Source organism: Sedimentibacter sp. B4 (assembly GCF_000309315.1).
In the GTDB taxonomy this organism is placed as follows: domain Bacteria; phylum Bacillota; class Clostridia; order Tissierellales; family Sedimentibacteraceae; genus Sedimentibacter; species Sedimentibacter saalensis.
Genome location: NZ_CANG01000908.1, coordinates 24327 through 46420 on the forward strand (window position 1 = coordinate 24327; position 22094 = coordinate 46420).

Annotated in this window: 27 protein-coding genes and 1 pseudogene; 17 read left to right on the plus strand and 11 right to left on the minus strand. The window is 37.3% G+C overall.

The features are described from left to right. The 8 genes from BN358_RS15045 (at window position 1) to BN358_RS15080 (ending at window position 7819) form a co-directional block, all read left to right on the plus strand. A complete protein-coding gene (locus BN358_RS15045; RefSeq protein WP_157593545.1) occupies window positions 1-990 on the plus strand; it encodes a thiamine pyrophosphate-dependent dehydrogenase E1 component subunit alpha in 990 nt (329 codons plus the stop codon). After that, a complete protein-coding gene (locus BN358_RS15050) occupies window positions 987-1958 on the plus strand; it encodes an alpha-ketoacid dehydrogenase subunit beta (protein WP_019229376.1) in 972 nt (323 codons plus the stop codon). Before BN358_RS15045 ends, BN358_RS15050 begins: the two co-directional genes overlap by 4 nt. A gap of 48 nt (window positions 1959-2006) precedes the next feature. Then, window positions 2007-2735: an ATP-NAD kinase family protein gene (locus tag BN358_RS15055; RefSeq protein ID WP_051011022.1), complete on the plus strand. Its 729-nt coding sequence runs from the start codon at window positions 2007-2009 to the stop codon at window positions 2733-2735. Further along, entirely contained in the window at window positions 2732-3001 is a 270-nt protein-coding gene (locus BN358_RS27955) for a hypothetical protein (protein ID WP_051011023.1), read from the plus strand. Before BN358_RS15055 ends, BN358_RS27955 begins: the two co-directional genes overlap by 4 nt. A gap of 41 nt (window positions 3002-3042) precedes the next feature. Next, the gene (locus BN358_RS15065; protein ID WP_019229377.1) at window positions 3043-4335 is read left to right on the plus strand and encodes a dihydrolipoamide acetyltransferase family protein; all 1293 of its coding nucleotides are present in this window, start codon (window positions 3043-3045) and stop codon (window positions 4333-4335) included. A gap of 10 nt (window positions 4336-4345) precedes the next feature. Then, entirely contained in the window at window positions 4346-5734 is a 1389-nt protein-coding gene (gene lpdA, locus BN358_RS15070; protein WP_019229378.1) for a dihydrolipoyl dehydrogenase, read from the plus strand. A 316-nt stretch (window positions 5735-6050) separates the two neighbouring features. After that, window positions 6051-7052: an ATP-NAD kinase family protein gene (locus BN358_RS15075; protein WP_019229379.1), complete on the plus strand. Its 1002-nt coding sequence runs from the start codon at window positions 6051-6053 to the stop codon at window positions 7050-7052. A gap of 65 nt (window positions 7053-7117) precedes the next feature. Next, window positions 7118-7819: a hypothetical protein gene (locus BN358_RS15080; protein WP_019229380.1), complete on the plus strand. Its 702-nt coding sequence runs from the start codon at window positions 7118-7120 to the stop codon at window positions 7817-7819. A gap of 25 nt (window positions 7820-7844) precedes the next feature. On the opposite strand, the gene BN358_RS15085 is transcribed toward BN358_RS15080, so the two are convergent. Then, window positions 7845-8537: a DUF421 domain-containing protein gene (locus BN358_RS15085; protein ID WP_019229381.1), complete on the minus strand. Its 693-nt coding sequence runs from the start codon at window positions 8535-8537 to the stop codon at window positions 7845-7847. A 176-nt stretch (window positions 8538-8713) separates the two neighbouring features. Here BN358_RS15085 and BN358_RS15090 point away from each other — a divergent pair, with 176 nt between their 5' ends. Continuing rightward, entirely contained in the window at window positions 8714-8953 is a 240-nt protein-coding gene (locus BN358_RS15090; RefSeq protein WP_019229382.1) for a 4Fe-4S binding protein, read from the plus strand. 39 nt (window positions 8954-8992) lie between these two features. Here the strand turns inward: BN358_RS15090 and BN358_RS15095 are convergent, their stop codons facing one another. Continuing rightward, window positions 8993-9424 carry a CBS domain-containing protein gene (locus BN358_RS15095; RefSeq protein ID WP_019229383.1) on the minus strand — a complete coding sequence of 144 codons (432 nt, stop codon included), beginning with the start codon at window positions 9422-9424 and terminating at the stop codon, window positions 8993-8995. A 96-nt stretch (window positions 9425-9520) separates the two neighbouring features. Next, entirely contained in the window at window positions 9521-9973 is a 453-nt protein-coding gene (locus BN358_RS15100; RefSeq protein WP_019229384.1) for a hypothetical protein, read from the minus strand. 192 nt (window positions 9974-10165) lie between these two features. Here BN358_RS15100 and BN358_RS15105 point away from each other — a divergent pair, with 192 nt between their 5' ends. The 3 genes from BN358_RS15105 to BN358_RS15115 all read left to right on the plus strand — a co-directional run bounded on the left by BN358_RS15105 (window position 10166) and on the right by BN358_RS15115 (window position 13164). After that, the gene (locus BN358_RS15105; RefSeq protein ID WP_019229385.1) at window positions 10166-11116 is read left to right on the plus strand and encodes a D-aminoacyl-tRNA deacylase; all 951 of its coding nucleotides are present in this window, start codon (window positions 10166-10168) and stop codon (window positions 11114-11116) included. A gap of 181 nt (window positions 11117-11297) precedes the next feature. Beyond that, the gene (locus BN358_RS15110; RefSeq protein WP_019229386.1) at window positions 11298-12566 is read left to right on the plus strand and encodes an O-acetylhomoserine aminocarboxypropyltransferase/cysteine synthase family protein; all 1269 of its coding nucleotides are present in this window, start codon (window positions 11298-11300) and stop codon (window positions 12564-12566) included. A 109-nt stretch (window positions 12567-12675) separates the two neighbouring features. Next, window positions 12676-13164, plus strand: a complete 489-nt coding sequence (locus BN358_RS15115; RefSeq protein ID WP_019229387.1) for a ferritin family protein — start codon at window positions 12676-12678, stop codon at window positions 13162-13164. A 69-nt stretch (window positions 13165-13233) separates the two neighbouring features. Here the strand turns inward: BN358_RS15115 and BN358_RS15120 are convergent, their stop codons facing one another. After that, complete coding sequence (locus tag BN358_RS15120) at window positions 13234-13581, minus strand: hypothetical protein (protein ID WP_019229388.1); 348 nt, start codon at window positions 13579-13581, stop codon at window positions 13234-13236. 250 nt (window positions 13582-13831) lie between these two features. On the opposite strand from BN358_RS15120, the gene BN358_RS25695 reads away from it, so the two are divergent. The 3 genes from BN358_RS25695 to BN358_RS15125 are packed head-to-tail and all read left to right on the plus strand — an operon-like array spanning window position 13832 to window position 15874. Further along, window positions 13832-13972, plus strand: a complete 141-nt coding sequence (locus tag BN358_RS25695) for a hypothetical protein (RefSeq protein WP_019229389.1) — start codon at window positions 13832-13834, stop codon at window positions 13970-13972. Between the two features lie 30 nt (window positions 13973-14002). Continuing rightward, window positions 14003-14920 (plus strand): DUF4153 domain-containing protein, encoded by a 918-nt coding sequence (locus BN358_RS28540; RefSeq protein WP_019229390.1) that lies wholly within the window; start codon window positions 14003-14005, stop codon window positions 14918-14920. A gap of 21 nt (window positions 14921-14941) precedes the next feature. Beyond that, window positions 14942-15874 (plus strand): hypothetical protein, encoded by a 933-nt coding sequence (locus tag BN358_RS15125; protein WP_019229391.1) that lies wholly within the window; start codon window positions 14942-14944, stop codon window positions 15872-15874. A 76-nt stretch (window positions 15875-15950) separates the two neighbouring features. Here BN358_RS15125 and BN358_RS15130 read toward each other — a convergent pair whose 3' ends face one another. Next, the gene (locus BN358_RS15130; protein WP_019229392.1) at window positions 15951-16805 is read right to left on the minus strand and encodes a DegV family protein; all 855 of its coding nucleotides are present in this window, start codon (window positions 16803-16805) and stop codon (window positions 15951-15953) included. A gap of 157 nt (window positions 16806-16962) precedes the next feature. On the opposite strand from BN358_RS15130, the gene bcp reads away from it, so the two are divergent. Then, window positions 16963-17427 carry a thioredoxin-dependent thiol peroxidase gene (gene bcp / locus BN358_RS15135; protein WP_083851613.1) on the plus strand — a complete coding sequence of 155 codons (465 nt, stop codon included), beginning with the start codon at window positions 16963-16965 and terminating at the stop codon, window positions 17425-17427. Window positions 17428-17456: 29 nt separating this feature from the next. On the opposite strand, the gene BN358_RS27960 is transcribed toward bcp, so the two are convergent. The 6 genes and pseudogenes from BN358_RS27960 to BN358_RS28400 form a co-directional block, all read right to left on the minus strand. After that, the gene (locus BN358_RS27960; protein ID WP_232233345.1) at window positions 17457-18338 is read right to left on the minus strand and encodes a peptidase dimerization domain-containing protein; all 882 of its coding nucleotides are present in this window, start codon (window positions 18336-18338) and stop codon (window positions 17457-17459) included. A 169-nt stretch (window positions 18339-18507) separates the two neighbouring features. Beyond that, window positions 18508-18891 carry a hypothetical protein gene (locus tag BN358_RS27965; RefSeq protein ID WP_232233346.1) on the minus strand — a complete coding sequence of 128 codons (384 nt, stop codon included), beginning with the start codon at window positions 18889-18891 and terminating at the stop codon, window positions 18508-18510. A 12-nt stretch (window positions 18892-18903) separates the two neighbouring features. Then, window positions 18904-19640, minus strand: a pseudogene (locus BN358_RS15145) (amino acid ABC transporter ATP-binding protein). Next, window positions 19630-20295 carry an amino acid ABC transporter permease gene (locus BN358_RS15150; protein WP_019229395.1) on the minus strand — a complete coding sequence of 222 codons (666 nt, stop codon included), beginning with the start codon at window positions 20293-20295 and terminating at the stop codon, window positions 19630-19632. Before BN358_RS15150 ends, BN358_RS15145 begins: the two are co-directional and overlap by 11 nt. A gap of 66 nt (window positions 20296-20361) precedes the next feature. Then, a complete protein-coding gene (locus tag BN358_RS28395; RefSeq protein ID WP_051011024.1) occupies window positions 20362-20850 on the minus strand; it encodes an ABC transporter substrate-binding protein in 489 nt (162 codons plus the stop codon). 49 nt (window positions 20851-20899) lie between these two features. After that, complete coding sequence (locus BN358_RS28400; protein ID WP_051011025.1) at window positions 20900-21232, minus strand: transporter substrate-binding domain-containing protein; 333 nt, start codon at window positions 21230-21232, stop codon at window positions 20900-20902. 409 nt (window positions 21233-21641) lie between these two features. Between BN358_RS28400 and BN358_RS15160 the strand changes: the two genes are divergently transcribed. Continuing rightward, a partial coding sequence (locus tag BN358_RS15160; RefSeq protein ID WP_019229396.1) for a nitroreductase family protein occupies window positions 21642-22094 on the plus strand: 453 nt, incomplete at its 3' end.

Sequence of the window (22094 nt, forward strand, 5' to 3'; positions counted from 1 at the left end):
ATTTTGAAAATATCAAATGAGCAATTAAAAGAAATGTATTTGACCATGTTAAAAATTCGTAAATTTGAAACAAGAGCAATGGATAAGTTTGCTGAGGGAAAAATTCCGGGATTTGTTCACCTTTATCTTGGTGAGGAAGCTGTTGCTACAGGAGCCTGCGCAAATTTAAGAAAAGATGACTACATTACAAGCACTCACAGAGGCCACGGCCACATTATTGCCAAGGGTGGAGAATTAAACTTCATGATGGCTGAACTTTTCGGAAAAGAAAATGGTTATTGCAGAGGTAAAGGCGGTTCAATGCACATAGCTGACGCATCAAAGGGAATACTGGGGGCTAACGGAATAGTTGGAGCAGGACATAACATTGCAGCCGGAGCGGGACTTGCGATTCAATATAAAGGAACAGATCAGGTATGCGTATGCTTCTTTGGGGATGCCTCAACAAACCAGAGCACATTCCACGAAGGGCTGAACCTGGCAAGCATCTGGAAACTTCCGGTTGTATTCGTATGCGAAAACAACGGATATGGAATTTCCGTAAGCCAGGCAAGACATCAGGCAATTACTGATGTATCTGTAAGAGCAACGGCTTACAACATGCCGGGAGTTACAGTTGACGGCAACGATGTGTTTGCAGTTTATGAAGCTGTTGGTGAAGCAGTTGCAAGAGCAAGAAAAGGACAGGGGCCTACGCTCATTGAATGTAAGACATACAGGTTCAGGGGACACTTTGAAGGAGACCCAACAGTATACAGGCCTTCGGGAGAATTAGAAGCATGGCTTAAGAAAGACCCAATCCCAAGGATGGAAAATTATCTGAAGGAAAACAACATAATGACTGAAGAAGAAATAAAAAAAATGAACACTGATGTTGATAATATGATTGATGAAGCAAATGCATTTGCAGACAACAGCAAAGTGCCAGCCTTGGAATCAGCTTTAGAAGATGTATACACTGATATAGTTGAGGAGGGAAGAATAAGATGAGAACAATGACATATGCTGAAGGAATTAGAGAGGGAATGAGAAAAAAAATGCTGGATGATCCAAGTGTTCTTCTATTCGGTGAAGACGTTGGAAAATTCGGAGGATGTTTTGGTGTAAGCGCCGGAATGTTTGATGAGTTCGGAGACAGACGTGTGAGAGACACTCCTATTTCTGAAGGAGCAATCATAGGTGCAGCCGTAGGTTCTGCTGCATGCGGCTTACGACCAATTGCAGAGCTTATGTTCATGGACTTTGTAACTGTAGGTATGGATCAGATTGTGAATCAGGCAGCTAAGTTAAGGTACATGACCGGTGGAAAAATTACTCTTCCAATGGTTATACGTCTTCCTGAAGGCGGTGGAGTGAGTGCTGCTGCTCAGCACTCACAGTCATTGGAAGCATGGCTTGCACATGTTCCGGGGCTGAAGGTTGTTTATCCATCAAATGCTCAGGATGCTTATGGATTGATGGTTTCTGCAATTGAAGATGACAATCCAGTTATATTCATAGAAAACAAGACATTGTATGCTGTAAAAAGTGAAGTTGATGATGAACTTAAGGCTGTTCCTCTTGGTAAGGCTTGCATTAAAAAAGAAGGAACCGATGTTACTATCATAACATATGGAAAACAGGTGATGGACGCTATGAAGGCAGCTGAAGATTTAGCAGGGGATGGTATCAATGCTGAAGTTGTTGATTTAAGGTCACTGTATCCTCTTGACAAAGAAACAATCTTTAAGTCAGTTGAAAAGACACACAAAGTTGTGGTTGTGAGTGAAGAAGTAAAAAGAGGAGCATTTTCAGGAGAAATTGCTTCACTTATAGCTGAAGAATGCTTCTACGAATGCGACGCTCCTATAAAAAGAGTGGGAGCATTGAATACTCCTGTTCCTTTCTCAATGAGTCTTGAAACATACATGCTTCCTAACCATAAGGATATAGAAGCTGCTGTCAAATCATTATTTTAATCATATGCAGCATCGAGCAATCGATGCTGCGTTTTAAAAGGAGGAGCGATGACTTCCATAGGTATTGTGGCAAATCCGGCATCAGGCAAGGACATAAGGCGTCTTGTTTCCCATGCAACCGTAATTGACAACAACGAGAAAATAAACATAGTGGAAAGAATCGTGCTTGGAGCTCAGTCATTAGGTGTATACAAAGTTTACATCATGCCTGATTCTTATAATATAGGATACAGGGTCTTAGATAAACTAAAGCTTTGTGAAGAATTGAAGTGTGAAATAGAAGTAATAGAAATGATTCGCACTGACAGTATGGAAGATACTGTAAATGCAGCTGAATACATGGAAAAAAAAGGAGTTGGCTGCATCGTTACATTAGGAGGAGACGGAACAAACAGAGCAGTGGCTAAGTCTGTAAAAAACACTCCCCTCATAACCATTTCAACAGGGACAAATAATGTATATCCTGTAATGCTTGAAGGAACAGTTGTGGGAATGGCAGCAGCTGCTGTTGCAACAGGAAAATATGACAGCAGTCTTTTCATTGCCAGGGATAAAGTAATAGAAATTTACAAGGATGATGAGCTGAAAGACATTGCACTGATTGATGCAGTCATTTCCAAAGACGTATTCGTTGGATCAAAAGCCATATGGGATATGGATACAATAGAAAAAATATTTGTAACCCGCAGCCATCCTGCTTCTATAGGATTTTCTGCTGTTGTGGGATGTAAAAAATTATTTATGCACACGATGATTTCGGAGCATATGTGGACATGAACAACTGTGAATCTTTCATAACAGCGCCAATTGCTGCCGGAATTGTTGAAAAAATATCTGTCGATGAACCCGTAATTCTTGAATTTAGTGATGAATATGAGTATATGACCAAAAACAGGGGAACTATTGCATTGGACGGAGAACGAGAAATAGAATTTTCCGCGGATCAGCGCTTTGTTTTTAAAATAAGAAGAAACGGACCATTACATGTTAATGCTGTAAAGGCACTTGAAACTGCACAGAAAAACGGATTTTTTATTAAATAATTAAATATCTTGATTATTACAAGATAATATTGGGAGGTAAAATGGCTGAATATATAGTAATGCCTAAAATGGGACTGACAATGACCGAAGGATTTTTGACAAACTGGAAAAAATCCGAGGGAGATATAATAAATACAGGTGATGTTCTTTTTGATGTTGAAACAGATAAATTGACAAATTCCTTTGAAGCAAAATCTTCAGGAATACTCAGAAAAATCCTTGTGCGGGAGGGCACTGTAAATGTCCTTGAACCGGTTGCAATTATAGGAAGTTCAGATGAAGACATAACAGATCTTCTGAAGAAGGAAGAAACTGTAGATGCCGTTGCCAATAAAGAAATAAAAACACCATCCATAGCACAATCCGAAGCTCCGGCAGCTGGAGGTAGAATAAAAATATCTCCAAGAGCAAAAAAAATAGCACAGGATTTGGGAGTGGATATTTCATTTGTTGTTGGCACAGGACCGGGGGGTGCCATCACAGAAGATGACATTAAATCATTTGCTGAAAAGCCTTCACAGAAAAAAGTTTCTCCGGCAGCTTTAATTGTTGCAGAACAATTAGATGTTGACACAAACAAAATTCAAAAAGAAACACGCATCATGAAGGACGATGTAATTAACTTTAAGCTCAGCGAAGAGCTTATTAAATATGCATCTCCAGTGGAAACAAGGGCGCCTATGACAACCATGCGCAAAGTCATTGCCAAAAGAATGCTTGAAAGCGTACAGACATCGCCAACGGTAAACTACAATCTGAAGGTGGATACAACTGCCATGAAGCAACTGAAGGAAGACTTGAAAGAAACATTTAAAGTTTCATATACTGATATTCTTGTAAAGATAGTTTCAATGGTTCTTCTGGAACATCCTCTTTTGAACAGTTCCATTGATGGCAATGAAATTATAATCCGCAATTACGTAAATATGGGTGTTGCCGTTGCTTTGCCTGAAGGACTTCTTGTTCCTGTTGTAAAATATGCAAATGTAAAGGGGCTAAAAGACATTTCCAAGGAAATAATAAACTTGGGTCAAAAGGCTAAAACAAATGTACTTACATCTGATGAACTAACAGGCGGAACATTCACAATTACAAACATAGGAATGTTTGGAATTGAATCATTTACTCCTATTATCAATCAGCCGGAGGTTGCAATTCTTGGTGTCAATACAATTGAAGAAGAAGCAAGAGTTGTTGACGGTGAAATTAAAATTAAACCTATGATGAATTTAAGCCTTACTGCAGACCACAGAGTTGTAGACGGAGCCGTTGCTGCTTCGTTTATGGCAAAATTGAAACAATACATTGAAAAACCAGGAATGCTTTTGCTTTAAGGAGGATAATATGAAAATAGCAATTTTAGGAGGAGGACCCGGAGGATACGTTGCAGCCATAAGAGCCGCTCAGCTGGGAGCGGAGGTTACGGTAATTGAAAAAGAACGCCTTGGGGGAACATGTCTAAACAAAGGGTGTATACCAACAAAAGTGCTCCTTCACACGGCTGAACAGCTTGAAACCATAAAAAAGGACAGCAGGGAAATAGGCATAGATGTATCTGATGCAGCAATCAATTGGAAACAGCTTCAAAAAAGAAAAGAAAAAATAGTAAGAAAACTTGTGGCTGGAGTTGAAAATCTTTTTAAAAACAACAACGTTTCAAAAATCTCAGGAGAAGGAAGGTTCATCAGCAAAAATCAAATTCTTGTAAAAGCATCGGATGGATCAAATGTCACAGTTGATTTTGATTATGCAATTATTGCTACGGGTTCAAAGCCTGTGATAATTCCTTTGCCGGGAGTTGACCTTCCGGGGGTGATTACAAGCGATGAAGCACTTTCCTTGCAGGAAATTCCAAAAAGCATGGTCATAATAGGAGGGGGAGTAATAGGAGCCGAATTTGCAGAGGTTTATGGAACATTGGGTTGTAAGGTTACAATAGTTGAGATGCTCCCAGACATTGTGGCAAACATGGACAGGGATATAGTAAAACCCCTTAAGGATAAATTTATAAAAAGCGGAATTGAAATATACACAGACACCAGAGTTGTTTCAATTTCAAAATCAGCAGAAAATCTTATTGTGAACACTTCTTCAAAGAACGGTGACAAATCTTTTGAGGCAGAAAAAGTACTATTGTCCATAGGAAGAAAACCTGTCACTGACAACATGGGACTTGAAGAACTGGGTATAAAAACAGTAAAAGGAGCTGTTTCTGTTAATAAATTCATGCAGACTAATATTGAAAATATATATGCTGTAGGAGACTGCAACGGAGGGGTAATGCTTGCCCATGTTGCTTCAGCAGAAGGTATTGTAGCAGTTGAATCAATTATGAAGAAGCATCCTGACATTGATTTTAAAACAATTCCATATTGTGTTTATACTCATCCTGAACTGGCAGGAGTGGGGCTTACAGAAGAACAGGCAAGAAACATGGGTTATGACATAAAAACAGGAGTTTTTCCGATGTATATAAACGGAAAAGCAATGATAGAAGCACAGACAGAAGGAATTGTAAAATATGTTGCTGATGGTACTACAGGCGAGATACTGGGTCTTCACATGTCAGGACTCAGAGCTACGGACCTTATTGTAGAAGGAGCTTTGGCAATAAGGCTTGAAGCCACAGTTGAAGAAATAATTTCAACCATTCATGCACATCCTACAGTTGGAGAATCTCTTCTTGAAGCAGCTCATGCAGTATATGGAAATGCAATCCATATTCCAAAATAAAATTAATATGGCAATCTGTATGCAGGTTGCTCGACTATTGACAAACCTAATTTACTCAAGTTGTAGGGGCGGATCTTGTGTCCGCCCGGGGTTATTAATACATAAAATTGATTTTTTCGGGAGAGCAGTAGCTCTACCCTACAACTTTGATTTCAAATTCACTGACAGTTACCAATATATTAATTGAAACAGCTTTGTCATTAAACTATGCAATCTGTAAACAGGTTGCTTTTATTATGGAATAATTAAAAAAGTTATGCAAATATTAAGTTTATTGTGATAATATGTAAGAAACTTATACAACATAGGAGGGAATATGACTTCCATCGGCATAATAGCAAATCCTGTTTCAGGAAAAGATATAAGAAGACTGGTTTCTCATGCCACTGTTATAGATAACAGTGAAAAAATTAATATTGTGGAAAGAATAGTGCTTGGAGCTCAATCATTGGGCGTTGACACTGTATATATGATGAATGATTCTCACAAAATGGGACTTAAAGTAAGAGATAAGTTAAGAACCAGCAAGGAATTAAAATGTGAAATTGATCTAACAGATACCATTACTTTCAACAGCATGAAGGATACGGTCAATGCAGCGGAGTTTATGGAATCAAATAATGTGGGATGTATTGTTTCATTGGGAGGAGACGGAACAAACAGGGCCATTGCCAAGGCAATTAAGAAAACTCCCTTAATAGCCATATCAACCGGTACAAACAACGCATATCCCGAAATGCTTGAGGGAACAATTGCAGGAATGGCGGCTGCAGCAGTTGCTCAAAATCGTTTTGAAATAGAAAGCTATGCAATAACTGACAAAAGAATAGAAATATACAGGGATTCAAATTTTGTTGACATTGCACTCGTTGATGCAGTAATTTCAAATGATCCTTTTGTGGGCTCCAGAGCCATATGGGATATGGAAAGCATTGAAAAAATATTTGTAACAAGAAGTCATCCGGCTTCAATTGGATTTTCATCTATAGTAGGATGCAAGAGAATAATACATCAGCATGATGATTGTGGAGCATATTTAGATGTAAACACAGATAAGGGCACGGTAACAGCTCCAATTGCAGCAGGAATGCTTGAAGAAGTTTCTGTAAGTGAGCCTGTTATTCTTAATCTTGATGAGGAGTACGAGTATGTGGCAGGTGACAGCGGTACCATTGCTCTTGACGGGGAAAGAGAAATAGAATTTTACAAAGGACAGCGTTTCATATTTAAAATAACAAGAAATGGCCCTATACATGTGAATGTTGTGAAAGCACTTGAAACAGCACAAAAAAACGGATTTTTCGAAAACAGAAAATAAAATATCATATAATATAATTAGACGTTGAATATTGTGATAATCTAATAATAACATAGAGGTATTATATGAATAATAAAGTTTCAGATAGAGACAAGTGGAAAAAAATAGTCGGCATAATGGTATTTGTGTCCCTATTATTATCAATAGTATATGCAACAGTTAAAATTATTTACTCCCCTACGGGAACGTCATTAGAAATGTACGAAAAAGTAAGAAGCGACTATGTTCTCATGCTGCTTCAGTGTATATTTGGAATTGTAGTTATGGCTATACCTTCAATAGTTGAAAAAAAAGCATCAATAGACATACCTAACAATATGGAAATAATTTATTTTATATTTTTGTACTGTGCAATTTACCTGGGGGAAGTGCGAAATTTTTATTACTTGATTCCAAACTGGGATACAATTCTTCATGCATTCAGTGGAGCAATGCTTGGTGCTTTGGGATTCAGCCTTGTGAGTTTTCTAAATGACTCTGAACACACACATATTGACTTAAGTCCTTTCTTTGTGGCTTTATTTGCCTTTTGTTTTGCATTGGCTTCCGGTGCTGTGTGGGAAATATATGAGTTTCTGGCAGATGAAATTTTAGCTACAAACATGCAGAAGTATATGCTGGCTGATGGAACCATACTCGTGGGGCACGCAGCCCTTATGGATACAATGGAGGATTTCATTGTCGATTCATTAAGTTCACTTGCAGTTACAATTGCAGGTTATTATTCAATAAAAAATAAAAAACCGCAAAATTCAAAAAAGTTATGACAAAATGCCATAACTTTTTTGCTGTCTATGAGTAATCATCCTTGTTCACAGGCATGATAAAAAGTTCTGTGCTGCTGTCAATTTCAGCATAAAATATGTCATCTAATTCATAACCTTTCTTTTTTATTTCAAATTCAAGCCATTTCATATCCAATCCCATTTCATTAAGTGTATCCTTGTTGATTTTTCCTCCGTTTATGACTTCAGTGGGGAAGCTTTTATTTGGTTTAAATGATTTTCCTGAATCCATTTTTGTAAAATTAAGATATTCAACTTTTTTTAAAACAGTCAGTTCACCGTTGTTTTCAAGAATTGCATAGTCAACTTCTTCCATGTTGAATATATTTATTTTTCTCAGCATCATATTAAGTTCATCCATATTGTACCTGGTTTTTTGAAGTGCTGATTTTACAATTGCACCGTGTTTAATGAGGACTGTTGGACGACCATCTGTCCAGTACCTGATTTTTAATGATTTTAAAGTAAGATATTCCATCAATACGGTCAATGAAGACCATAAAATTAAACCATATATTCCATGCTCAAATTGCAGATTATTGTCTGTTGCCAGGGACGAAGCCATGGAGCCAATAGTTATGCCTGTTACATAATTAAAAAACGTAAGCTGGCTCAATTGTTTTTTACCCATGAGTCGGGTCATTACAAGAAGTACCAGGTAAGATGCAAAAATCCTCAATGTTAATTCATACCACTGCATTTAATCACTCCGTTCTTATATACTTACAGTATTGTCCCTCTTAAAATGTTTAATATTCATATATTCTAAACTGATATAGCTCGTAATAGCCGTAGTATCAAACTTTAAGTGATTAAATCACAGAAAAAGAAATAATGAACGGTTATAATTTAGAAAAATTATTTAAAGGAGTTAATATGTCATTATTTGATTTTTTCTTAAAAAATGAAGTGGATCCAAGGGATTTAAAAGATAAAACTCTGAAGGTAAACAAGACAAGGTGCCCTCAAAATCACAGATGTCCTTCCGTTAGGGCGTGCCCGGTGGGAGCGTTGACACAGGACAAGTATGAAGCTCCTAAAATAGATCTTAAGAAGTGCGTTAAGTGCGGCAAGTGTTTGAGAGTCTGTCCTACAGGAGCAATTTCATTCCAATAGCAATAAAAAGAACAGAGAAATAATTCTCTGTTCTTTTTTTTAGATAAAAGAGTTGTCAGCTGGTTTTGATATGTTTTTTAGTGCCTGTTCTGCATTGTCTTGAAGTTGCGGCTCAACTGAAATATCTCCCAGTGAAACCATTCCTACAAGGCTTCTGTTTTCAACAACCGGCAGCCTTCTTATCTGATTTTCGCTCATAATTCTTGCAGCTTCATGTACATCCATATCAGGGCGTCCGGATACAATATTTGTTGACATTACTTCTCCAACAGTCTGGCGGCTGGTATTTTGACCGGATGCCACAGCCCTTAATGTAATATCCCTGTCTGTTATTATACCGATTACACCATTTTGACCGGTTATTGGTATTGAACCGATATTGTATTGCTTCATAAGCTGAGCTGCACTTTCAATGGAATCATTTTGATTTAAACTTACAATGTCAGTTGACATTATTTCTTTCAATTTCAAAAAAATCACCTCCAAATATATAGTTCCCTTTGAAGATGTTTTTATTAATTTAATTCATTCACTAATTTTAAAATTAAATTTATATTGCAAACTATATTACAAATCTATTCTGGGAATTCGAATTATTCGCTCTCTGCTGGGAAGAATGCTTTCAGGCGGCATTTTTGTAAGGTTGATGTCAAAATCTGTTGTTATGTCAGGAAAAATTTGTATGCCATATATAAATACATTATAATAATTATCATGAGATACTTTTATATCATATTCTGTAAAATAATATACAGGATCCATTTTGATATCTTCCGGGTCATAGGATACCGGCACCATGAAAACGGGAACATTTCCGGATGAATCTGACAAATGCGTGTCCAGAGGAACCGTTTCATCCAGTGTGGAAAATATAGTTACAGAAGCATTTTCTACGGGAGCTGTTCCAAGTTCTGTAACAGTCCTTATTCTGACATAACCAGATTTATTTGTGTTTGTTTTCTTAATCAATATATTATTAGCCTTGTAAGGCTTAAGGTTATTTGCTTTTTTGATGGTCATTTTAACCTCCTTGCAGTAAGCGGTATTATAATTGCACATCTGAATGGAAATATATTTATATATACCAATAATATATGCACTGCAGAGAAAATTGATTATGCTGAGATTAAGATTACTATATTTTTATAATGATGATGTTGAAAAAGTATTGTGACTGCAGTAATATAAAAAGAAAAGATAGGGAGGAACGACATGACAAAAGGAAGAAAAGCTGTATATTATATTTGTGACCATAAAGATTGGGGGCATGTGAGCTTTATTGTTTGGGATATTTTAAAAGAAGAAGGATATCTTCATCCTGCAGGTTTCACTTTTGATGGCAAAGAAGTGATGAAGTATACTGATGAAAAAAACAATGAATATTATTTTGCTCCAAGTGATATTGCTATATGCCGTGATTATCCCAGATTTTTGCCTGATATGAACAAACATTTCGGTGACTTTGATATGTCAGGAATGGTAACATGGCATGAAGGAACAAATGCGCCTGAAAGGGTGTTAACAATACACACAATAGGAGATGTATCATCAGGCTGCTACGGCCCAGCTAATCCTTTGTACAATCATAATCTAGTGATTTCAATGGAAAAATTACGAAAAGATATAGGACTTGAAGATTTTAAGGTAGTAACTGAAGCTACTCATTGGTCAGGAGTCCATGACGGAACAGGCGACCCGGAATTGATCCTTAAATACAATGTTCCAATGGTTGACATAGAAGTAGGAAGTGAAGAAGATAGCTGGTCCAACAAACAGGCATGCAGCATTTTAGCTCGTTCACTGTTGCATGTTTTTGATCATGACATAAAGCTTCATAATTTACTATGTGTTGGCGGCATTCATTTTGATCCGAATTTTGCCGAATCAGTACACACTTCCTGGAACGATGGGAAAGAATATTTCGGTATTTCACATATTGTGGCAAACCAGTGGCTTGTTTCCGGCGAATACGAAAATGAACAAGGTGAGGAAAAACTCTCTGCATGCATAGAATCAATTATAGGAGGAATTGACGGCATTGTTTTTCACGACAAACTAAAAGGATGTTACAAGGATCTTGTGAGAAAACTCGGCGAAAAATACAATGTTCCCATTATAAAACATCAGGCTCTAAGAATACCGGAAAATATCAGTTGGAAATAATTGTGTGCGATACTAGGATGATATATTTCAAATGGGCATCATAAACATACATATAAATACTTTAAAATGTATATTGATGAAAATAGCACATCGTGATATAATGTTCAACAATATATTCCTTCATTGTAATTGCGCTACGTCAATTATCCAATGGGAAAGTAAATTCAACCGGAGGTAATAAATGAAAATTGAAACACAACTGCTTCATGAAGGCTACCAGCCTAAAAATGGAGAACCAAGGGCTCTTCCCATATATCAATCAACCACATACAAGTATGATTCAACTGAACATATAGGAAAGCTGTTTGACCTTAGTGCTGAAGGACACATGTATTCACGTATTTCAAATCCCACAGTTGCTGCAGTTGAAGCTAAAATTGCCGCTCTTGAAGGGGGAGTGGGAGCAATGTGCACCACATCAGGACAAGCTGCTTCAATGATAAGTCTTTTGAATATTCTCAAAGCCGGTGACCATTTTATCAGCGTATCTACAATATACGGAGGAACAATAAATCTTTTTGCTGTAACTTTAAAAAGATTTGGAATAGAGTGCACTTTTGTAAGCACGGATGCCACAGAAGAAGAAATTCAAAAGGAATTCAAGGAAAACACAAGGGCTGTTTTTGGAGAAACTATAGCTAATCCTGCACTTTCTGTGTTTGATATTGAAAAATTTGCAAACATTGCTCACAAAAATAATGTGCCGCTGATTGTTGACAACACATTTGCAACACCTGTTCTTTGCAGACCTTTTGAATTCGGAGCAGATATTGTAGTCCATTCAACCACGAAGTACATGGATGGCCATGCTGTCCAGCTTGGAGGAGTAATTGTGGACAGCGGAAACTTTGACTGGACAAGCGGAAAGTTCCCTGAATTTACAGAACCTGATGAATCTTATCACGGTGTTGTGTACACTAAAAACTTCGGCAAGGCAGCTTACATAGCAAAAGCAAGAGTGCAGATGATGAGGGACATAGGAGCATATCCTTCTGCCAATGCAGCATTCCTTTTAAACCTTGGACTGGAAACTCTTGCAGTAAGAATGGAAAGACACTGCAGCAATGCATTGACTGTTGCGGATTATTTAAGCAAATCTGAAAAAGTTGAATTTGTAAATTATCCGGGACTTGCAACAGATAAATATCACGAACTTGCAAAAAAATATGTTCCTAAGGGGGCAAGCGGTGTAATTTCATTATCAATAAAAGGAAGCAGAGAAAATGCTGTTAAATTTATCGATTCTTTAAAGCTTGCATCAAATGAGGTCCATGTTGCAGACATACGCACATGTGTACTGCATCCGGCCAGCTCCACTCACAGACAGCTTACTGACAGCCAGCTTGTTGCAGCAGGTATAACACCTGGACTTGTGAGACTTTCTGTGGGCATTGAAAATATTGATGACATACTTGACGATATAAAACAGGCATTGGATAATATAAATTAGTTTTAACTTGTAGAGCTCTATTATTGTTTCATAAAGCTTATAATGATGTTTTAATAATATTTTTCGGGTATAAATTTAAGGTAATCAAATATCTGAAAGGGGAAATATTATGTCTGTTAAATGGAATGGAACAAAATTATTAAAAACAATTGCTGAAAATGAAGCAAGTGCAGCAAAATTATACAGGGCAATAGCTGCTGAAGCAAGAATTGGGGAACAGTTTTTCGAAAAGCTGGCTAAGGACGAAGAAAGGCATGAAAAAATCTACAATGCGCTGCTTGAAAGATTCGAAAAAAATGCAGAAGTTGATTTAGATGATGAAGATGCCCAGTACATGGATTTGCTGGTTGAAAACAATGTTCTTTTTGATGAGAAACTTATTGAAGAAGCAAAAAAAATATTTACCAAGAGCCAGATATTCGAACTGGCAGAGCAGTCCGAAAGAGATGCTGTCATATTTGTGACCGAACTTCAAAGGCTTTATCCTGATCTTGCCAAAGATGAAATGGAAATAATACTTAAGGAAGAAAAATCTCACCTGAAGATGATTCTTCAGAGGAAGACCGAAAGTCAGCCGCTTTTTGGAAGAGGATTATAAGTATATAAAACCTGCCTTATTTGGCAGGTTTTTTGTTAAATCTTTACAAAAAAATAAGCGGTCATCCCGCTATATTAATTCTGCTCTTTCATTGTCGTCCAGGTTAGGAGAAGATTTGTACTTTGCCCTGAGTGCAGAAAATATCCTTTTGCAGCTTACGTCTTCAATTCCGTTTCTTTGAAGATTAATGTCGATTATTTCGCTAATTTTGCTTGTTTTATTCTGTAGAACCACATTTACATTCCATGGTGTTTCTAGAATTATTTTTTTGTCGTATTCAAATTTTTCCTTGCTCTTATACTTTGTGTCTTCAAATTCCATTTCTTCAATATCTTTTATAAGAACCGGCACATCTTTTTCATCCAAAACAACATTAACCAGTTTCTTTTGTTTTTCTACTCCGCTAATTTCTTTCATATGTTCTCCTTTACATGTTACCTTGATTGCTTTTATTTTACCACATTATCGGTGAAACTTACAATTAAATTAATTTTTTTAAAAAATTTAATAGCATAAAAGCGGGAATACTTAATTGTTTAGGATAGTGCATTCAGGGTAAATATATTAAAAATGCTTTTATAATTCAATACAATATTTTATAGTTACAACATTTATGGTATAATGTAGGAGTAATAATTTAAAATATATAAGAAAGAAGGATACTAATATGGCAAATAAAAATATTAAAAAAGAAGAAAGAAAGAAAAAGAAAAAAACAGATGATGTAACAACATATGTTCCGATAACTTATGAAAGACCGGTTATGACACAGCCGGAGCTTATTAAGAAAAAGAAAAAAGATCAGTAGACAGTATTGCTAGATCGGGAGGTGAAAATTATGAATGTTTTAAAAAGAGCTGTTTCGCAAATTCAAAAGGGTGCAGTAAAATCTTTTCAAACTTTTCCTGCTGCTATTGCAAATGCACTGGCCTTTTCACTGGTTACAATTGTAAGGATTCATCTTGACTGGCCTGAGCAGGAAGCCTACAATTTTCTGTTTAACTGCCTCCATTGGGCATTTGCACTTGGAGCAATATTGAGTTTGGCTGCAATAACAGCTGCGAAAAGCCGCATAGGGGACAAAAAGTCTTTCATGACAGCAAATGTTGTGGGTGTTTTAGCTGCAGCTTCAGCTTTTCTGCTTTTATATGCTTTTGGCGGGACTGACCCTGAATTTACTGGAATCCGTTATAAAACAATTTCAATAATTGCTGCATCCCGAGTGGGAGTTTTAATGCTTGTAAGTTTCCTGACATTTATTGTTATGGCAGGATATCCAAAAGACCAATCAGATTTTGCTCATTCGTATTTCATGACGCACAAGGCATTTTTTATTGCCATTCTTTACGGCATAGTTATTATGAGCGGAACATCTGCTGTTGCAGGGGCCATAAGAGCACTGCTTTACAGGGAAATGAGCAGCAAAGTCTACATGTATATCGGAACTATAAGCGGTTTTTTAGCTTTCACAATTTTTCTTGGGTATTTTCCGGATTTCAGCAAGGGTAATGTTGATGAACACCGTGCTGTAGCCCAGAAACAGCCAAGGTTCGTTGAGGTGTTGTTTCAATACATCATGGTGCCCATAGTCCTTGCAATGACAGTTGTGCTATTGATTTGGGCAGGCAAGACAATCGTAGGAGGAATGAGAGCAAATTTCATTCGACTTTCTTCAATAGCAACGTCTTTTGCAGTAAGCGGAATATGGCTTCACATTATGGTTACTCACAATGAAACGGCTATAGCTAAATTTTAACAAAAAATTTATCCTGTGGCTGTGCTTTTTATCCTGGCCTTTGAAGCTTGGGCTTTTATATTGCAGCTTCAAAAATACGGACTTAAAACAACTGAATATTTCTTCATTGTGGTTTGGGTTGCAGCTCTCTTTGCAGCATTACTTTTAATTATTAAAAAGTCAAATGCTCATATAGGAATTGTTGCAGTTGTTTGTTCTCTGGCCGCAATAACAGTCCTGCCTTTTGTGGGATACAACGCACTTCCTATAACTGCCCAAATAAACAGACTTGAAAATCTTCTTAATAATGAGGGCATGCTTGAAGAAGGCAATTTGATTCCGGCAGCAGCTGAACCTGATAAGAATGTCAGGGAATCAATCACTGATGCTGTAAGTTTCCTTGCAGGTACCAATGAAGCAAATCTGCCATCATGGTTTGACAGAGATCTTCAAAACAGCAATACATTTAAATCAAAAATGGGATTTGATCAAATTTGGCCTCAGCCTGATGATTTTTATGAAGGATCTCCAGGTTTTTATATGAGCACCTCACTGTATCGTGAGCAGGTGGCGGTTGATGTGAGCAACTATAACTGGGCTGTAAGCTTCCAGGATTATTACGAAAAAAACCAGGATGGAGGAATAACAGTAAAAGGAAAAAGGGGAACTTATGATATTTATTGGACCTATACTCCTCCTGACAATTTACCGGATTTAAAAATTATGCTAAACAGCAGAGCGATTATAGAGGATGAGTTGAACACATATATTGACAAGATTATCGAAAAATATCCTCCTGGGAACATGGAATCTTCGCAAAAAGTACCCCTTGATGACATGAGTATTAAATTTGAAACTCCTGAAGTTGAAGCAATGCTTGTTTTAAGGGACCTCAGCATTTCTTTGGATACCCGTGAAGATAGAATAAATTACTGGATTAATCCGGATGCATTGTATATAAGAGAAAAACAATAATAAAGAATGCATTAATGTTTGACATTAATGCATTCTTTTATGTATTAAATGATTCTCATGTTGATAATGATGAGTATTACTGAATTTCAAAACCTGCTATTCCAATTGCTCCTGGTCCGCTGTGTGTGGAAATTACACATCCGGTCTGTATCCATTGAACTTTATTGAAATTATTTTCTTTCACAATCTGTTCCATTTGCACTTTTATTTCTTCATCAAGGCCAAGAGAATACAAAAGAAAGATTCTGTCTTTTTCTAAATTGTAATGGTTTATAATTTCGTTTATGTAATCTTCTGCTATACGTCTCATTTTACCGCGGAATTTTTTTGTAGATACTAATTTTCCTTCTATAATTTCTATGAGCGGCTTAAGCTGTAGCAGAGATGCTCCAAGATATGCAGCGTTTGATACACGTCCACCTGCCTTTAAGTACTCCAGATTTCCCGGAATAAAGGAGGCACGTGCTCGTGATACAAATGTTTTTATTTCTTCAACTAGTTTTTCTGGTTCCGTGCAAGTGCTTTTTTCTGCCAGTTCAGCTGATTTTACAATAATTGCAGCTTCACCGCCCGACACATTCATGGAGTCTACCAAGTAAATGTTGTCAAATTCCTTGATTGCTATGGAAGCATTTTGATATGTGCTTGAAGCTTTTGAGGAATATGCAATGTGAATTATTGCACAGCCTGGGTTATCTTCATTAATTTTGCGGAAGAAACTTTCATATTCATTTGGGTTTGTTGACGATGTGGAGGGTATTTTTTTTGTCTGTTGGTAATAATCGTAAACCATGGTAACAGGTATTGAACCATCTGGATAATTTTGCTCGTCCATTATAACATGCATTGGAACAACCTGAATATTGTACTGCTTAATTAGGTCCAAAGGGAGGTCGGACCCGCTTTCTGTTGATATTATAATTTTTCTCAATGATATTCTCCGTTCATCAAAATTGTTTTCATAGTTCATTAACTATAACATATAATAGTAGTTATTCCAAATATTATTTGTTTGTTTTAAAGTATGTAATTATTTTTCTCAAAATATTCACGAATATGTTATAATATCATAAAAAAAGGAGGCTATAATGATAAATATAGGGGATGCTGCTCCGGATGTATTTTTGGAGATAAACGGAAGAACAATTAAATTATCTGATCTTAGAGGTAAAAATGTAGTTTTTTATTTTTACCCCAAGGACATGACATCAGGCTGAACAAATGAAGCCGTTGATTTCAACGAACACCTGAATGAATTTGAAAAACTCGAAGCAGTTGTTGTGGGAGTAAGCAAGGACAGTCTTGACAGTCATAAGAAGTTTACAGAAAAAAACAATTTGAAATTTGATCTTGTCAGTGATGTTGATTTAGAAGTTATTAAGGCCTTTGATGTGTGGAAGGAAAAAAACATGTATGGTAAAAAGACCATGGGTGTTGAGAGAACAACTTTCATAATTGACAAACAAGGAATAGTAAGAAAAATTTATTCCAAAGTAAAAGTAAATAATCATGTGGAGAAAGTACTTGAAGATCTTAAGGAGTTGTCTGAATAAATAAATGCCGCATGTATGCGGCATTTATTTTAGTATCTTCCTATAGGTGGTTCAACATAGTCGGGAAGAGGACAGCTGTAAGCGCCCCCATTTTGCTTCAGCACTATATTTTTTGCTTCTTCTATAACATTAGGCATGTTCATGGTTCTTATGGCTGCTAATGCCATTGCCTTGGCAGCTGTTATGAGTCCCTTGTCTGATATGCTGCTGTTTGACTGTCCTGTCATTTGCCATGTGTGCCCAACATTTCCAACGCATGCTGTTGCAATGAGAAAGTTAAGAGTTGGTACAGCATAGCACACATCTCCCACATCTGTGGAGCCGGTGCTGTATTTTTTGTTCTTCTCATCATATGGATGAATGATGCTGTCAAGTGGATTAGCCAGAATTTCTTCCACTTTGTTGTCACCATATATTTCAGCTATTTCTTCCTTGATATTATTAAGCGTGTTCTGGTTGTATGATGAAAGGTACAGTTTTGCAAGATCATAATCTTCATCATCCCATTTAGGAGCACCAATTTCCTGAAGACATTCATCTGCAACTTTTGCAAGAGCACTGTTTGTTATGTAATCAGAAAATGCCATTGTTACTTCATAGTTCATTGTTGTTCCTGTCATCATAGCTGCACCTTTAGCAACATCCACAACGCGTTCAAACAATTCTTTAACCTGCTTTACCTTAGGTGAACGAACTTCATATTTCACAAGAGCATGGTCCTGAACAACATTTGGAGCTGTTCCTCCTGCATCTGCATAAGCATAATGAACTCGTGCCTGGTCTATGATGTGTTCTCTTAAGTAGTTGACGCCAACGCTCATGAGTTCTGCAGCATCAAGGGCGCTTCTTCCTAAATGGGGTGAACCGCCTGCATGAGAAGTGAGCCCTTTGAACTCAAAATTAGCTCCCATTATTGCAACAGAACGGTCGGACTGAACTTCGTTTGTTGTTGCCGGATGCCATGTATAAATAAGTCAACGCCGTTAAAAAGTCCTGCCCTGGCCATGAACTGTTTTGCTCCTGCCCCTTCCTCTGCAGCACAGCCGTAATAAATAACTGTTCCATTAAGATTATTTTCCTTTAAGTATCCTTTGCTGCAAGAGCAGCACCAAGGGAACCTGCTCCAAGGAGATTGTGTCCGCAGCCGTGTCCCGGAGCACCTTCCTTTATTGGACATTTATGAGGATTTCCTGCCTCCTGGCTTAAAATGTCAAGCGCGTCATATTCTCCGAGAAATCCGAAAACAGGTGCACCTGTTCCAAATACAGCAGTAAAGGCTGTTGGAATTTCAGCAACTCCTAAAGTTATTTTAAAGCCTTCCTGCTGCAGCACATCACATAAAAGTGAAGCTGATTTTGTTTCAGCATAGGGAAGCTCTGCAAAGTTCCATATTTTATGGCTTACATCAATAATCAGTTGCTTTTTTTCATCAATTATTTTTTCTATAAATTCTAAATCAGTCACTGTATCCTCCTCTTAAAGAACCTTGCTTAAAAATTCTATTGTTCTAGGATTTTTTGCATGGTCGAATATATAATCCGGTGTTCCTTGTTCCTGTATGATACCATCTGCCATGAACAAGACACGGTCGCTCACTTCTCTGGCAAAAGCCATTTCATGAGTTACAATCACAATTGTCATTCCTGATACTGCCAGATCCTTAATTACATCAAGAACTTCCTTAACCATTTCGGGGTCCAGGGCGCTTGTGGGCTCGTCAAACAGTACAACGTCAGGCTCCATGGCAAGAGCCCTGACTATGGCAAGCCTTTGTTTTTGTCCGCCAGACAGTTTTGTAGGGTATTCATTCTTTTTATCAAGAAGATCTACACGGTCCAAAAGCTCGCAGGCTTGTTTTTCTGCCTCAGCAGCAGGAACTTTTTTTTCAAGTATGGGAGCCAGAGTTATGTTTTCAAGCACCGTAAGGTGAGGAAAAACATTGAACAGCTGAAAAACCATTCCTATTTTTTGTCTGTGCTTGTCTACGTTGACTTTTTTGTCAGCAAGGTCTACGCCTTCAAAAAAACTTTACCTCCTGTTGGTTTTTCAAGGAGGTTCAGACAGCGCAAAAATGTGCTTTTGCCGCTTCCTGAAGGGCCTATTATGGACACAACCTCTCCTTCATGAATGCTTTCTGTGATGTTTTTAAGAACCTGAAGTTTTCCAAATGATTTGCACAAATCTTCAACGCGTATAAGTTCCTTATTGCTCATTTACTTTGAGCCTCCTTTCAAACATGGTGAGAGCTTTTGTCAATACAGTTGTTACAACAAGGTATATGGCTCCTACAATAATCAGTGAAGGTATTGCAAGGAATGTTGCAGATTGTACAGTCTTGTATGCTGTCATAAGTTCCTGCACAAAAAACACCGATGCCAGTGAAGTTTGTTTAACCATTGTAATATATTCGTTGCCCAGGGCAGGAAGAATGTTTTTTATTGCCTGAGGAAGAATTATTTTTCTCATTGTGTTGTAGTTGGAAAGACCCAGGCTCTTAGCTGCTTCTGTCTGGCCTTTGTCCACTGCTTGAATTCCTGCACGTATTACTTCTGCAACATATGAGCTTGCATTTACTATGAGTGCTATTATGATGCATGCTGTATCCGAAAGTTCAAAAGGGACTATTTTAGGCAGAAGCAGCCAGAAAAAATAAAGCTGAAGAAGGATTGGAGTACCACGGAGTATTCCAATGTACAAAGAGGTAATCCAATCCAAAATTTTTATTTTCGACAGCTTCATAATTGCAACCACTGTTCCGATGATTGTGGCAACCAGGACAGTGATTGCCGCTAAAATCAAAGTTCCCAACAAACCGTTCATATACACGTAGTCATATTTAATCCATAAATCTATGATAGTTTGAAACATTTTTATCTCCTTATTGTCATTGCGCTGGATCTTAGAGAAGCTGAAAAAATCAAAAGCTCCAAATGATTACAGACCAAGTTCCTTTGAATACTTAGTGTATTCTTCGTGCCATTGTTCAAATGTGCCGTCATTTACCACTTCATCTATTATTTCGTTGATTTTATCTGTAAGTTCCTCTTCGCCTAAAGGAATACCGATTCTTGTTCCTGATGTTTTTTCATCAACATAAAATTCAAAGCTGTCAACAACCATGAGTCCGCTGTCCTTATTTGCTTCTATATATAGCTGAGCAGTTGGTATGCTTGTGGCGCATACATCTGCCTTTTTTTCCTGTACCATTAAAAAACCGTCAGTTGTGGATGAAACACGTTTGAATTCCTTGTATTTCGGTATTTGTTCATTTACATAAAGCTCCTGCAGGGAACCGCTTTGTGCAACGATAACTTTGTCTGCTACGTCTTCAGCACTTTTAATGTTCTGGGCATCTTCAGCCCTTATGAGAAGGCCATGGCCGTCACCGCCTTCAGCAAAATAATATCCATTTGACATGTTCATAGCCTGTGCTCTTGCGGGAGTGTATGACAAAGCTGAAATTGCAAGGTCGTTATTTTTTTTCTGTTATACTGCTTAAAACTGCAGAAAATTCAAGTGGAACTATGTGAAGTTCAACTCCAAGTTCGTCTGCAATATACTGGGCAAGTTTAATGTCACTTCCAACATATTGCTCGTTGCCTTTCTTGCTTGGATCGATAAATTCATAAGGAGCAAAATATGGCTCGGTTGCAACTTCAATGTAACCGCGTTCGATTATTGCTTCAAGGCGGTTCTTAGGTTCTGCCGCTGCTTCCTTAGTTGTTTTGTCTGCAGTACATCCGACTGCGACTGTGACAATTGTGGTCATTGCCAATAAAAATGCTAGTAGTTTTGTTGTTTTCATATGATTGTCCTTTCAGGTATGACGTTAAAAAAAGTATATTTAATCATATTGTGTACCGACAGTGTAGCAATTTAATGCAACTGTGTACGCATTATAAATACATATTAAATTTATTTTTTTAACGCATTAAAGTTTAATGTATTATTTATACCACACTTCAAATGTGTTAGCAAGAAAATTTGTAGGACAAGACGTATTTAATCTGAAAATATTGATTGAATTTAAAGATATTAATTATGCAGATATTTTTATAGACATAAAAAACTTATGCCTGCAAATTCAGTGCTAGGTACATTCTCTGCAGAAATAAAAATCATGTGAGTTGTTATAAGTTTATTAATTTGATATAATATTTATGTTCAAATGATTAATTGGCGTTATTATAGATGAAATTTACGAGGAGAAAATTATGCTTGATTTGCTGAAAAGAAGAAGGACTGTAAGAAAGTTCAAGGAAGAAAAAATTCCCAGGGATACAATAGAGAAAATAATAAAGGCAGGACTTTTGGCTCCTTCATCAAAGGATAAGAGGCCTGTTGAATTTGTAGTAATAGAAGACAGGGATACTATGATGAGGCTCAGAAAATGCAAGGCAAAAGGTGCAAATGGACTTGATACTGCAGTATGTGCCATAGCTGTAATTGCAGACAGCGATTTAAGCGACGTCTGGGTGGAAGATGCGTCCATAGCCTCTATATTGATTCAGCTTGAAGCTGAGGCACAGGGACTGGGCTCAGTGTGGATTCAAATGAGAAAGAGACAAAGTGATATTGGTGAATCTGAGGCTGAAGTGAGAAATGTTTTGAACATACCGGAAAATTACGGAGTGCTGAGCATAGTGGCACTGGGATATAAAGATGAA